General features: G+C 66.2%; 11 protein-coding genes. 10 read left to right on the top strand and 1 reads right to left on the bottom strand.

Translation table 11 applies throughout. The features are described 5' to 3' along the window. The first annotated feature begins 112 nt into the window (after nucleotides 1–112). From GFD21_RS10675 to GFD21_RS10640, 8 genes are all read left to right on the top strand, one after another. Nucleotides 113–1,477 carry a CHAP domain-containing protein gene (locus GFD21_RS10675; protein WP_163197973.1) on the top strand — a complete coding sequence of 455 codons (1,365 nt, stop codon included), beginning with the start codon at nucleotides 113–115 and terminating at the stop codon, nucleotides 1,475–1,477. 201 nt (nucleotides 1,478–1,678) lie between these two features. Next, nucleotides 1,679–2,158, top strand: coding sequence for an SsrA-binding protein SmpB (gene smpB / locus GFD21_RS10670; protein ID WP_163197956.1), 480 nt, complete (start codon nucleotides 1,679–1,681; stop codon nucleotides 2,156–2,158). 126 nt (nucleotides 2,159–2,284) lie between these two features. Continuing rightward, nucleotides 2,285–3,232, top strand: a complete 948-nt coding sequence (locus GFD21_RS10665) for an ABC transporter substrate-binding protein (RefSeq protein ID WP_163197955.1) — start codon at nucleotides 2,285–2,287, stop codon at nucleotides 3,230–3,232. Nucleotides 3,233–3,388: 156 nt separating this feature from the next. Then, nucleotides 3,389–4,333 carry an ABC transporter substrate-binding protein gene (locus GFD21_RS10660; protein ID WP_163197954.1) on the top strand — a complete coding sequence of 315 codons (945 nt, stop codon included), beginning with the start codon at nucleotides 3,389–3,391 and terminating at the stop codon, nucleotides 4,331–4,333. Nucleotides 4,334–4,531: 198 nt separating this feature from the next. Continuing rightward, nucleotides 4,532–5,515 (top strand): amino acid ABC transporter permease, encoded by a 984-nt coding sequence (locus GFD21_RS10655; RefSeq protein WP_163197953.1) that lies wholly within the window; start codon nucleotides 4,532–4,534, stop codon nucleotides 5,513–5,515. Nucleotides 5,516–5,534: 19 nt separating this feature from the next. Then, complete coding sequence (locus tag GFD21_RS10650; protein ID WP_163197952.1) at nucleotides 5,535–6,353, top strand: amino acid ABC transporter ATP-binding protein; 819 nt, start codon at nucleotides 5,535–5,537, stop codon at nucleotides 6,351–6,353. A 276-nt stretch (nucleotides 6,354–6,629) separates the two neighbouring features. After that, a complete protein-coding gene (gene glmS, locus GFD21_RS10645) occupies nucleotides 6,630–8,522 on the top strand; it encodes a glutamine--fructose-6-phosphate transaminase (isomerizing) (RefSeq protein ID WP_163197951.1) in 1,893 nt (630 codons plus the stop codon). Next, nucleotides 8,522–9,295: a pseudouridine synthase gene (locus tag GFD21_RS10640; RefSeq protein WP_163197950.1), complete on the top strand. Its 774-nt coding sequence runs from the start codon at nucleotides 8,522–8,524 to the stop codon at nucleotides 9,293–9,295. Before glmS ends, GFD21_RS10640 begins: the two co-directional genes overlap by 1 nt. Before the next feature lie 83 nt (nucleotides 9,296–9,378). Here the strand turns inward: GFD21_RS10640 and GFD21_RS10635 are convergent, their stop codons facing one another. Next, entirely contained in the window at nucleotides 9,379–10,368 is a 990-nt protein-coding gene (locus GFD21_RS10635) for a LacI family DNA-binding transcriptional regulator (protein ID WP_163197972.1), read from the bottom strand. 213 nt (nucleotides 10,369–10,581) lie between these two features. On the opposite strand from GFD21_RS10635, the gene GFD21_RS10630 reads away from it, so the two are divergent. Beyond that, entirely contained in the window at nucleotides 10,582–11,514 is a 933-nt protein-coding gene (locus GFD21_RS10630) for a carbohydrate ABC transporter permease (protein ID WP_163197949.1), read from the top strand. 1 nt (nucleotide 11,515) lies between these two features. Next, nucleotides 11,516–12,517, top strand: a complete 1,002-nt coding sequence (locus GFD21_RS10625; RefSeq protein WP_163197948.1) for a carbohydrate ABC transporter permease — start codon at nucleotides 11,516–11,518, stop codon at nucleotides 12,515–12,517. Nucleotides 12,518–12,528 lie beyond the last annotated feature (11 nt).

Below are 12,528 nucleotides of genomic sequence, written 5' to 3'. Positions count from 1 at the left end.
TCAGGAACCTTCGTTACAATGTGCCACAGTTGTGAATAAGGAAGGATGATCGTCAGTGTCGAACCGTACGAAGCCGTTCGTGCCCGGTCTGGGATTCGTGGTGTCCGTCGCGATGATGGCCGTCTGCGGTCTGGCCATGACCTCCGCGTATGTGCCGGAGGCCAAGGCCGTCTCCGTGTACGACTACCAGCAGAAGGTCGCCAGCCAGGCGAACATCAAGGCGAAGCTCGCCGGCGTGAACGCCGATCTGGCCAACCAGATCATCGAGCTCAACAGCCTGGCGAACGAGCAGATCCCCGCCGCGCAGGAGGCCGCCACCAAGGCGCAGCAGGCCTCGCAGCAGGCGCAGGCCCTCGCCGAGGCCACCAACGAGCGTCTTGAGGCGGCCAAGAAGGACAAGGCCGACCTCGAGGAGAAGATCAAGCAGACCGGCATCGAATACGACGACGCGAAGGACTCCGTCGCCGAGATGGCCCGTTCCAGCTTCCACGGCTCCGAGGCGTCCACGGTGATGGACGTGGTGACCAACGCCACCACCACCGACGACTTCGTCAACCAGATGCAGTCCGACGCGGCCGCCACCCGTTCCGCCGCCAACGCGGCCAACGACGCGGCCGTGACGATGAACACCTCGATGAACCGCAAGGAACGCCTCGCCGCCATCGAGGAGCAGATCACGCAGCTCAAGAACCAGGCCGACCAGCAGGCGGCCAGCGCCCAGCGCGCCGCCGAGGACGCGGCCGCCAAGCAGGCCTCGCTCGAGGCGCTGCAGGCCAAGGGCACCGCCGCGCGCGCCTCCCTCGAGGCGCAGAAGAGCAGCCTGACCTCGCAGGCCGCCAAGGAGGCCGCGGACATCGTGTCCATCCAAGCGCAGCTGGCCGCCCAGGGCGGCAGCAGCGCCGGCGGCTACACGCCCGGCTCCGGCGGCCAGCAGCAATCCGGCGGCAATTCGGGCGGCTCGACCGGCGGCGGTTCCACCGGCGGCAACTCGGGCAACTCCGGCGGCAACTCGGGCGGTTCCGGCAACTCCGGCGGCGCCAGCGGCATGAACTACGCGGTGCCGGGCAGCTGCCCCGAAGGCTCCGGCTACTGCTATGGCCACAACACCGGCAACACGGTGGGCGGCTCCGCCTATCCGGCACGCCAGTGCACGCTGTGGGCGTACATCAAGCGCTCCCAGCTGAGCCTGCCGGTCGGCTCGTACATGGGCAACGGCGGCCAGTGGGCCGACACCGCCCGCGGCCTCGGCTACTACGTGAACAACACGCCGCACGTCGGCGCCGCCATGGTGTTCCTGCCCGGCCAGAGCGTCGGCGGCCACTGGACGGCCGACTGGCAGTACGGCCATGTGGCGGTCGTCGAACGCGTCAACTCCGACGGCTCCGTGCTCATCTCCGAGGGTGGCACCGGCTTCGCCACCTTCCCGGCGTGGGAGACCATCTCCAACTCCGGCGCCTACCAGTACATCCACTACTGATCGGCCGTCGGGTCCGTGCCGGCGGGCGACCGCCGGGCATCGGGATTCGGATATCCCCGGATACCGCGCGCACCGGCACCGCCGGCTATGCGCTGAGCGTGAGAAGCGCCGCCAGGCTTCGGCCGGCGGCGCTTCATGCTATCGTCTATGGGGCAAGAACCGGCCGCACCGGGGCGGCGGAAGAACGGAAGGAGGTCCCCGATGGCCAAGGAACAGGGAACGAAGCTCATCGTCCAGAACAAGAAGGCGCGTCACGACTACGCCATCGAGGACAAGTACGAGGCGGGTCTCGTGCTCACCGGCACCGAGGTGAAATCGCTGCGCGAGGGACGCGCCTCGCTCGCCGAGGCGTTCATCAGCATCGACCGGCGCAATGAGATCTGGCTCGAGAACGCGAACATCCCCGAATACCTCAACGGCACGTGGAACAACCACGCGCCCAAGCGCAAGCGCAAGCTGCTGCTGCACGAGCGCGAGATCCTCAAGCTCGCGCGCCAGAGCGAGGCGAAAGGGTACACCATCATCCCCATCAGCCTGTACTTCAAGGACGGCCGCGTCAAGGCGGAGATCGCGCTGGCCCGCGGCAAGCGCGAATTCGACAAGCGCCAGGCGCTGCGCGAGGCGCAGGACAAGCGCGAGGCGCTGCGCGCCATGCGCTACGCCAACAAGCGTTCGAACTGACGCGGCATGTCCACGTTGTGGGACGTGATGGTGAGATTTACGGCTTCGTAGCATAGGGGACCTACTCTCGCGAATCAGTCGGGAAACATACCCGCCCGGCCGACATTTTCTGAGAGAGGAAATCCAATGTCATTCAGCAAGGGAATACGATCCGTCACGGCCGCGGCGTTGAGCGCGGCAATGCTGTTCGCCGCCGCGGCATGCGGCACCTCCGACGCGTCCGACGACTCCGGCTCGAAGTCCGGCTCGTCCGATTCGTCGTCCAAGATCGAGAGCTTCGACGTCTCCGGCATCGCCAAGGACGAGGAGATCGCCAAGCTCCTGCCCGAATCCGTCACCAAGGACGGCGTGCTCACCGTCGGCACCGACACCTCCTACGCCCCGGCCGAATTCCTCGCCGAGGACGGCAAGACCCCGGTCGGCTACGACGTCGACCTCACCAAGGCCCTGGGCAAGGTGTTCGGCCTCAAGACCGAGAACGTGACCAGCACGTTCGACTCGATCATCCCGTCCGTCGGCTCCAAGTACGACCTGGGCATCAGCTCGTTCACCATCACCCCCGAGCGCGCCGAGGCCGTCGACTTCGTCAGCTACTACAAGGCCGGCTCCACGTGGGTCGTCAAGAAGGGCAACCCCGAGAAGTTCGACTCCGCGAACCTGTGCGGCCTCAAGATCGCCGTCCAGACCGGCACCACCCAGGAGGAGGAGGTCAACGCCGCCGACAAGAAGTGCCCGGCCGACAAGAAGATCGACGTGCTCTCCAACAAGCTGCAGACCGACGTGACCACCAACGTGGTCACCGGCAAGGCCGTCGCCTTCTACGCCGACTCGCCCGTCGCCGGCTATGCGATCAGCCAGACCGGCGACCAGCTGGAGTCCTTCGGCGAGGACGTCGGTGTGGCCAAGCAGGGCGTCGCCGTCAGGAAGGGTGACACCGCCACCGCCGAGGCCGTGCAGAAGGCCATCCAGAAGCTCATGGACAACGGCACGTACGCCAAGCTGCTCGACCACTGGGGCGTCAAGTCCGGCGCCATCGACAAGGCCGAGATCAACCCGACCGACGTGGAGGGCTGACCGGCCGCGCGCACGGCGCGCACATCATCTTGTATATGTATGCAGCATAGTGTATATATACTTGCATAACGAAACGGAGGGGTGGTCGTCGCGACGGGGGATCGCCGCGGCGGCCACCCCGCCGTTCCCATAGGAAGAACAGAGAAGAAGGACACCATGTCGTTCACCATGAAGATGAAGACCATCGCGGCCGCAGCGCTCAGCGTCGCCGTGCTGCTGCCGCTTGCCGCCTGCGGCACCACCGACGATTCCACGGGCTCGGACGGCGCCTCCGGCTCCGACGCCGCCGCCATCACCAGCTACGACGTCTCCGGCGTCAAGAAGGACGACGCGATCGCCAAGCTGCTGCCCGAATCCGTCACCAAGGACGGCAAGCTCACCATCGGCACCAACCCGTCGTACGCCCCGGCCGAGTTCCTCGACGCCGACGGCAAGACGCAGATCGGCTACGACATGGACCTCGCCCGCGCCCTGGGCAATGTGTTCGGCCTCAAGACCGAGATCGTCTCCTCCAACTTCGACACCATCATCCCGGCCATCGGCTCCAAGTACGATCTGGGCATCGCCGCGTTCACCATCACCCCCGACCGCATGAAGTCCGTCGACTTCGTCTCCTACTTCACCGCCGGCATGGGCTACGCCGTCAAGAAGGGCAACCCGAACAAGGTGAACGAGAACGACCTGTGCGGCCTCAAGGTCGCCGTCGAGACCGGCACCGTCGAGGAGACCGCCATCAACGAGACCGCCAAGAAGTGCAAGGCGGACGGCAAGAAGGACATCGAGATCCAGTCCTCCAAGCAGCAGACCGACGCCACCACCGCCGTGGTCACCGGTAAGGCCGACGTGTTCTTCGCCGACTCCCCGGTGGTCGGCTACGCAATCGCCCAGACCGATGGCCAGCTCGAGCAGCTCGGCGACGACTTCGATTCCGTGCCGAATGCCATCGCCATCAAGAAGGGCGACACGGGCACCGTCGAGGCCGTGCAGAAGGCCATGCAGAAGCTCATGGACGACGGCACCTACGACAAGATCCTCAAGCACTGGGGCGTCGAGTCCGGCGCGCTGAAGACCGCCGAGGTCAACCCGGACGTGGAGGGCTGAGCCCCTCCGCGGCACGCTCCATCCGCGCGGACCGGCGGCTCCGGCCGTCCGCCGCGCGCCACCCATGACGGACGGATGGCGCACGCGTTCGTAACACGCGCGCGCCATCCGTCCGTTACACTTATCGACGTTCACGCACGCGCGCGCCCGGCGAGACGCGGGCGCGGGACGTGGTCTTCACGCAAAGGAACCGGAGAAATGGCAAAGAAACAAGTCGATGGCGAGGGACTGAACATCCCGAACCGCATCAAGGCGCTGCCGGTCAGGAGCCCCGGCCCGGTCGTCGCGGCCGTCATCGTGGTCCTGCTCGCCGCGATGCTCATCCAGGGGCTCGTCACCAACCCCCGTCTGGACTGGCCCACCGTCTGGAAATACCTGTTCAACGAGAACGTGCTCGAGGGCATCGGATACACGCTGATCCTCACCGTGCTCTCCATGGTCGTCGCGATCATCCTGTCCGTGATCCTCGCGATCATGCGCAAGTCCATCAACCCGGTGCTGCGCGGCGTGAGCTGGTTCTTCATCTGGTTCTTCCGCGGCACGCCTGTGTACACGCAGCTTGTGTTCTGGGGCCTGTTCTCCGTGCTCATCCCCAAGATCAGCCTCGGCATCCCGTTCACCGACGTCTCCTTCTGGAGCATCGACTCCTCGGTGGTCATCACCGCGTTCAACGCCGCATGGATCGGCCTGGCCCTCAACGAGGCCGCCTACCTGTCCGAGATCGTGCGCGCCGGCCTCGAGGCCGTCGACCCGGGCCAGACCGAGGCCGCGCAGGCGCTCGGCATGAGCCGCACGCTCATCATGCGCCGCATCATCCTGCCGCAGGCCATGCGCATCATCATCCCGCCCACCGGCAACGAGACCATCGGCATGCTCAAGACCACGTCCCTCGTGCTCGCCGTGCCGTTCACGCTCGAACTCCAGTTCGCCACCAACGCCATCGCCAACCGCATCTACAAGCCGATCCCGCTGCTCATCGTGGCCTGCATCTGGTATCTGCTCATCACCTCCATCCTGATGGTCATCCAGTCCCGCCTCGAGAAGCACTTCGGCAAGGGCTTCGACGCCCGCCCGGCCGGCGCGCGCGGCAAGCAGCCGCCGCTGCCCGGCAAGACCGAAGGCGAGCCGAAGGACAATGTCGACAAGCTCAACGACGCCACGTTCAGCGGGCTCACGGCGTGAGCGGGAAGGAAGACACACGATGACACAGACCAGCATCCCCGTGAACGGCCCCGCAACCCCGACCGCCGCGGTCCCGGCCGTCAAGGCCACGCAGGTGCACAAGGCGTTCGGTTCGCTGCACGTGCTCAAGGGCGTCGACCTGACCGTCCAGCCCGGCACCGTGACCGTGATCCTCGGCCCCTCCGGTTCCGGCAAGTCCACGTTCCTGCGCCTCATCAACCAGCTCGAGACCCTCACCGGCGGCTCCATCGAGGTCGACGGTGAACTCATCGGCTACAAGCACGTGACCAAAAACGGCCAGGACGTGCTGCAGACCCTCAACGACAAGGAGATCGCCGCCCAGCGTTCCAAGCTCGGCATGGTGTTCCAGCGCTTCAACCTGTTCCCGCACATGACCGCGCTGGAGAACGTGATGGAGGCGCCCGTCCACGTCAAGCACATGAACAAGGCGCAGGCCAAGCAGCTCGCCGTCCAGGAGCTCGAGCGCGTCGGCCTCGGCGAGCGCCTCGACTACTACCCGGCCGAACTCTCCGGCGGCCAGCAGCAGCGCGTCGCCATCGCGCGCGCCCTCGCCATGCAGCCCGAGATCATGCTCTTCGACGAGCCCACCTCCGCGCTCGACCCCGAACTCGTCGGCGAGGTCCTCAACGTCATGCTCTCGCTCGCCAAGGCCGGCATGACGATGGTCGTCGTCACGCACGAGATCGGATTCGCCCGCGAAGTGGCCGACCAGATCGTGTTCATGGACGGCGGCGTCGTCGTCGAGGCCGGCGGCCCCGAGATCATCGACCACCCCACCGAACCGAGGTTCAAGGACTTCCTCCAGCACGTCCTGTAGTTGTAAGCATTTCGTGTGGTTTCCGGTGTCCGTGACGGGAGCCGGCATCCGACGCCCGACACGCTCCGGGCCGCTCAGGCCGAGTCTTTACGGTCTGGCATCGGATGCCGGCTCCCGTCACTCGTATCGTGGTTCTCCTGCGTTTCCTGCGATGGGGCCGGGCGCGCGCGGCTCGACCGTAGGCTTGGCCGAACGGCCTGGAGTGTGTCGAGCGGCGTGCGCCCGGCCCCATCGCCCACCTGCGGACGTTACGGAAGATTGGTAGGGTAGAGGGCTATGTGTGGAATCGTTGGATATGCAGGACATGTTGATACCGCGTGCGGCAAGCCCCTCGAGGTGTGCCTCCAGGGCCTGAAGCGCCTCGAATACCGCGGCTACGACTCGGCGGGCGTGGCGCTGTCCGCGCCGGGCATGGACCGCGTGGTGGTGCGCAAGAAGGCCGGCCGACTCGCCAACCTCGTCGAGGACATCGAGGCCAAGCCCATGCCGCTGGCGACCGTCGGCATCGGCCATACGCGCTGGGCCACCAACGGCGTGCCGAGCGACGTGAACGCGCATCCGCACACCAGCATGGACGGCAAGGTCGCCATCATCCACAACGGCATCATCGAGAACGCCTCACAGCTGCGCCTCGACCTGCAGGCCGAAGGCTACCGCTTCTCCTCCGCCACCGACACCGAGGTGGCCGCCAAGCTGCTCGGCAAGATCGTCGACACCATCATCCGCGAGGAAGGCGCCCCGGACCTGTTCAAGGCGATGCGCCGCATGGCGCGCATGCTCAAGGGCGCGTTCACCATCCTCGCCACCGACTGCCGCCAGCCGGACATCGTCGTCGGCGCCCGCCACGACTCCCCGCTCGTCGTCGGACTCGGCGACGGCGAGAACTTCCTCGGCTCCGACGTGGCCGCGTTCGTCGCGTACACCAAGCGCGCCATGGAGGTCGACCAGGACCAGGCCGTGTGCGTGAGCGCCGACACGGTCGTCGTCACCGACTTCGACGGCAACGTGGTCGAGCACCCGAAGACCTACACCGTGGATTGGGACGCCTCCGCCGCCGAGAAGGGCGGCTGGGACTCGTTCATGGACAAGGAGATCCACGAGGATCCGGCCGCCGTGCAGCGCACGCTGCTGGGCCGTTTCGACGAGAAGGGCGACGTCACGCTCGACGAGGTGCGCATCGACGAACACGACTTCAAGGCCATCGACAAGATCATCGTCATCGCCTGCGGCACCGCCGCCTACGCCGGCATGGTCGCCAAATACGCCATCGAGCATTGGGTGCGCATCCCCGTCGAGGTGGAGCTCGCCCACGAGTTCCGCTACCGCGATCCGATCCTCACCCCGCGCACGCTCGTCGTGGCCGTCTCCCAGTCCGGCGAGACGATGGACACGCTCATGGCGCTGCGTCACGCGCGCGAACAGGGCTCCAAGGTGCTCGCCATCTGCAACACGCAGGGCGCGTCCATCCCGCGCGAATCCGACGCCGTGCTGTACACGCACGCCGGCCCGGAGGTCGCCGTCGCCTCCACCAAGGCGTTCGTCGCGCAGATCACCGCCGCCTACCTGCTCGGCCTGTACCTCGCGCAGGTCAAGGGCGCGATGTTCCGCGACGAGATCCGCCAGGTCGTCGACTCGCTCAAGGACATGCCGCGCAAGATCCAGTGGGTGCTCGACACGCAGACCGGCTCCATCCACGACGCCGCCGAACGCATGCTGCACGCGCAGTCGTTCCTGTTCCTCGGCCGCCACGTCGGCTATCCGGTGGCGCTCGAGGGCGCGTTGAAGCTCAAGGAGATCGCGTACACATTCACCGAGGGCTTCGCCGCGGGCGAGCTCAAGCACGGCCCGATCGCGCTCGTCGACGAAGGCGAGCCCGTCGTGTTCATCGTGCCGCCGGAACGCGGCCGCAACGTGCTGCACGCCAAGGTGCTCTCCGGCATCGAGGAGGTCAAGGCGCGCGGCGCGTTCATCATCGCCGTGGCCGAGGAGGGCGACAAGGACGTCGAGCATTACGCCGACGTCGTGTTCTGGCGCCCCGCGTGCCCCACGCTGATGAGCCCGCTCGTCGACGTGGTGCCGCTGCAGCTGTTCGCCATGGACATGGCCAAGCTCAAGGGCTACGACGTCGACAAGCCGCGCAACCTTGCCAAGTCCGTCACCGTGGAGTGATGAAGCCGCACCGCTATGTGACGGATGAGCCGCGGATCCCGTTCGAATTGGACGTGGTGTACGAGGATGCGGGGATCATCGTGGCGGACAAGCCGCATTTCCTCGCCACCACGCCGCGCGGCATGTGGTACCGCGAGACGGCGCTGATGCGCCTGCGCGAGGCGTACGGCGACGACGCGATCACGCCGGCGCACCGGCTCGACCGGATGACCGCCGGCATCGTCGTGTTCGTAAGGGACCCCGCGCTGCGCGGGGCGTACCAGATGCTGTTCCAGGAGCGGCGCGCGGAGAAGACCTACGAGTGCCTGGCACCGGCCCGGCCGGTCGCGCGGCCGCGCACCGGCACCGTGGAACGCCTGGAACCGCCGCGTGCGTTCCCGCTGCGCCGCCGATCGCGCATCGTCAAGGAGCGCGGGGTGCTGCAGGCGTACGAGACGCGCGGCGAGGTGAACGCGGAGACGGTCATCGAACTGGGGACGTCGGGCACGATGACCCCGCCATGCCCGTCGGGGGACCTCCTCGCGCACGGTTCGCCGGCGAGGCCGGGGATGCGCGCGTACACGCTCCACCCGCGCACCGGCAAGACTCATCAGCTGCGCGTGCACATGAACTCGCTGGGATTGCCGATCGCCGGCGACGACTTCTACCCGCGTGTGCGGCAACGCGCCTACGATGACTTCTCCGAACCGCTCGCGCTGGTGGCGCGGCGGCTCGCGTTCGCGGATCCGGTGACGGGGGAGCGTAGGGAATTCGTCTCGCGCATGCCGCTGTGACCGCCGTCGTGACGGTCGTGGCGGCCATGCGCGAGATGTCACGACGGCGGTCACGGCGTAGTGAAACCGGTCGTCGCCGGCGCTTAGGCGCCGATGTCGCGCACCGAGCCGCGTTCCACCAGTTCGGTGGGGATGACGGTCTTCACGCCGACCGGCACATGGCCGCCCTCGCACTGCCGTTCGAGCATGGAGAACGCCTCCAGGCCGATCTCGTCGAACTTCATGCGCATCGTGGTCAGACTCAGGCGCGGCACCATGCCGACGAGCGAATCATCCACGCCGACGACGCTCACGTCCTCCGGCACGCGGCGGCCTCCCGCGCGAAGGCCGAGGATCGCGCCGTACGCCATCTGGTCGTTCGCCGCGTAGATGGCCGTGCAATCCGGATCGTGAGCGAGGGCGAGGCCGGCCTGATAGCCGCTGTCCGCGTCCCAGTCGCCCACATAGGTGGGCGGGATGCGCAGGCCGAGCTGTTCGAGCGCGTCGCGCCAGCCCTGCGCACGGCTCTGCGCCGCACGCGAGGTGGAGGGGCCCGCGATGTGGTAGACGGTCTTGTGCCCCTTGCTCAGCAGATAGTCGACGATGGCGGTCGAGCAGCCGTGCTGGTCGGCGTCGACGGTGGCGCAGGTGTCCGACGGGTCCTCGGAGATGAGTACCACGGGCAGTTCGCGCGGGGGCGTGAACGTGTTGAAGTCGGGCAGGTTCTCCTCCATGACGATGATCACGCCGTCGACCGGCAGCTGCTTCATGCGTTCGACCGCGGCGGCGAGGCTGCGGTCGCGGTCCTTGCCCATCATGTGGATGGTGATCGCGTAGCCGCTGGCGTTCGCGGCCATCGCGATGCCCTTGAGTATGCGCGAGTTGCCGAAGCTGGCGATGTTGAACATGACCACGCCGATGTCCTTGAACCGGCCGTGCTTGAGGGCGCGGGCCGCGTAGTTCGGACGGTAGCCCAGCTTGTCCATCGCGGCCTCGACGCGGCGGCGGGTCTCCGGCTTCACGGCGTCGCTGCCGTTCGCCACGCGGGATACGGTCTGGGGCGAGACGCCGGCCTCCTTGGCGACATCCTGCATGGACACCGTTGATGTGCGTTCCATAACTGCCTTCTCCATCAAAGGGGTCTTGTGTTTTCGTTATCAAATTGTAACACCCGCCATGTGATCATAGCCACGCCGAAAATGGCGGAAATGTTGGATGGTGATATTATGGTTGCGTAAACATTTTATGGGTCGCGGAATCAAAGCGGGATTCCCGCCCATGACGATCCTTCGAAGGAGAGGGTTGGTATGGCCTCAAATGATGTGACCGCGGCGGCGGTCTCGCGCCATTCCTCCGTGGCCCGTGTGAACAGGCACAAGGCGGACTGGCGCGGCTGGAAGTTCATGTGGCCGTTCGCGGTGGTGTTCGTGTTCGTGTTCATCATTCCGATCGTGTACGCCATCTACATTTCGTTCTTCAAGAAGCAGATGATCGGCGGCACCAGATTCGTCGGGCTGGGCAACTACGCGGCGCTGATGCACGACCAGCAGTTCTGGTCGTCGGTCGGCCGCGTGGCCCTGTTCACGGTGGTGCAGGTGCCGATCATGCTGTTCCTCGCGGCGGCGATGGCGCTCGCCATCGACTCGATGAAGCTGCACGGCACCAAGTTCTTCCGCATCGCCACGTTCCTGCCCTACGCGGTGCCGGCCGTGGTCTCGACCCTGATCTGGGGCTTCGTATACGGCGCGAAGTACGGCCTGGTCGGCTCCCTCAACGACCTGCTCGGCACGAACATCGACATGTTCGACCCGAACGTGCTGCTCGCCTCGATCGGCAACATCAACACGTGGGAGTTCACCGGCTACAACATGCTGATCTTCTACTCGTCGCTGTCCACCATCCCGCATTCGCTCTACGAGGCCGCGTCCATCGACGGCGCCTCCGAGTGGCAGATCGTCAAGTCCATCAAGCTGCCCGAACTGCGCGGATCGCTCGCGATCACCGTGATCTTCTCGATCATCGGCTCGTTCCAGCTGTTCAACGAGCCGTCCATCCTGCAGTCGATGGTGCCGGGCAACGCGATCACCACGTACTACACGCCGAACATGTACGCCTACAACCTGTCGTTCTCCGGCAACCAGGCGAACTACGCGGCCGCCCTCGCCATCGTCATGGCGATCATCACCATGGCCATCGCGTACGCGGTGCAGCTCAGGAGCATGAAGGAGCAGATGAAGTAACATGACCGCCGCAACCACTTCAACGACATTGACGCCCGCCGAGCTCAAGGCGCACGAACACGCGGCGAAGGCCGCCGAGAAGGCGCGCCAGAAGCGCGTCGCCAAGGACGAGGCCGCCGAACGCAGGCGCGCGCAGAAGTCCGGGTTCGCGAACGTGAACAACCCGCGCCGCAGCGTGCTGATGACCATCCTGTGCGCGATCTTCGCCGTGTACTGCCTGTTCCCGTTCGTCTACCTCATGATCAACGCGACCAAGACGCAGGCCGACTTCACCTCGACGTTCGGCCTCGGATTCGGCCACACGTTCGCCCTATGGGACAACATCGTCACCGTGTTCACCTACCACAACGGCATCTTCGGCCGCTGGCTGGTCAACACGCTCATCTACGTGGTCGTCGGCGCCGGCGGCGCGACCCTGCTCGCCATCATGGGCGGCTACGCGCTCGCCAAGTTCCGCTTCCCGGGCCGCAAGGCCGTGTTCGCGGTGATCATCGGCTCGATCTCCGTGCCGGGCATCGCCCTGGCGGTGCCGCAGTTCCTCCTGTTCGCCAAGCTGGGACTCACGAACACGCCGTGGGCCATGATCATCCCGTCGCTCATCTCGCCGTTCGGCCTGTACCTCATGTGGATCTTCTCCGAGCAGGCCGTGCCGACCGAGCTGCTCGAGGCGGCCCGTGTGGACGGCGCCAGCGAGTTCCGCACGTTCTGGACGATCTCGCTGCCGCTGCTCGCCCCCGGCATCGTGACGACCGCCCTGTTCACGATCGTGGCGACGTGGAACAACTACTTCCTGCCGTTGATCATGTTGAAGGACGAGGCGTGGTACCCGCTGACCATCGGCCTGAACCAGTGGAAGGACCAGGCCTCGACCGCGGGCGGCCAGGCCATCCAGAACCTGGTGATCACCGGTTCGCTCATCACCATCATCCCGCTGGTGATCGCGTTCCTGTGCCTGCAGAAGTATTGGCAGTCCGGCCTCGCCGCCGGCGCCGTCAAGGAGTGACGGGGACCATC

This window comes from Bifidobacterium platyrrhinorum (assembly GCF_010667645.1).
Lineage (GTDB): Bacteria > Actinomycetota > Actinomycetes > Actinomycetales > Bifidobacteriaceae > Bifidobacterium > Bifidobacterium platyrrhinorum.
This window is presented reverse-complemented; position numbering and strand designations above follow the sequence as displayed.

Bases quoted from the DNA above. Each gene is read 5' to 3' on its own strand.
- GFD21_RS10675 (WP_163197973.1), top strand. From the start codon at position 113: ATGATGGCCGTCTGCGGTCTGGCCATGACCTCCGCGTATGTGCCGGAG.
- smpB (WP_163197956.1), top strand. From the start codon at position 1,679: ATGGCCAAGGAACAGGGAACGAAGCTCATCGTCCAGAACAAGAAGGCG.
- GFD21_RS10665 (WP_163197955.1), top strand. From the start codon at position 2,285: ATGTCATTCAGCAAGGGAATACGATCCGTCACGGCCGCGGCGTTGAGC.
- GFD21_RS10660 (WP_163197954.1), top strand. From the start codon at position 3,389: ATGTCGTTCACCATGAAGATGAAGACCATCGCGGCCGCAGCGCTCAGC.
- GFD21_RS10655 (WP_163197953.1), top strand. From the start codon at position 4,532: ATGGCAAAGAAACAAGTCGATGGCGAGGGACTGAACATCCCGAACCGC.
- GFD21_RS10650 (WP_163197952.1), top strand. From the start codon at position 5,535: ATGACACAGACCAGCATCCCCGTGAACGGCCCCGCAACCCCGACCGCC.
- glmS (WP_163197951.1), top strand. From the start codon at position 6,630: ATGTGTGGAATCGTTGGATATGCAGGACATGTTGATACCGCGTGCGGC.
- GFD21_RS10640 (WP_163197950.1), top strand. From the start codon at position 8,522: ATGAAGCCGCACCGCTATGTGACGGATGAGCCGCGGATCCCGTTCGAA.
- GFD21_RS10635 (WP_163197972.1), bottom strand. From the start codon at position 10,368: ATGCAGGATGTCGCCAAGGAGGCCGGCGTCTCGCCCCAGACCGTATCC.
- GFD21_RS10630 (WP_163197949.1), top strand. From the start codon at position 10,582: ATGGCCTCAAATGATGTGACCGCGGCGGCGGTCTCGCGCCATTCCTCC.
- GFD21_RS10625 (WP_163197948.1), top strand. From the start codon at position 11,516: ATGACCGCCGCAACCACTTCAACGACATTGACGCCCGCCGAGCTCAAG.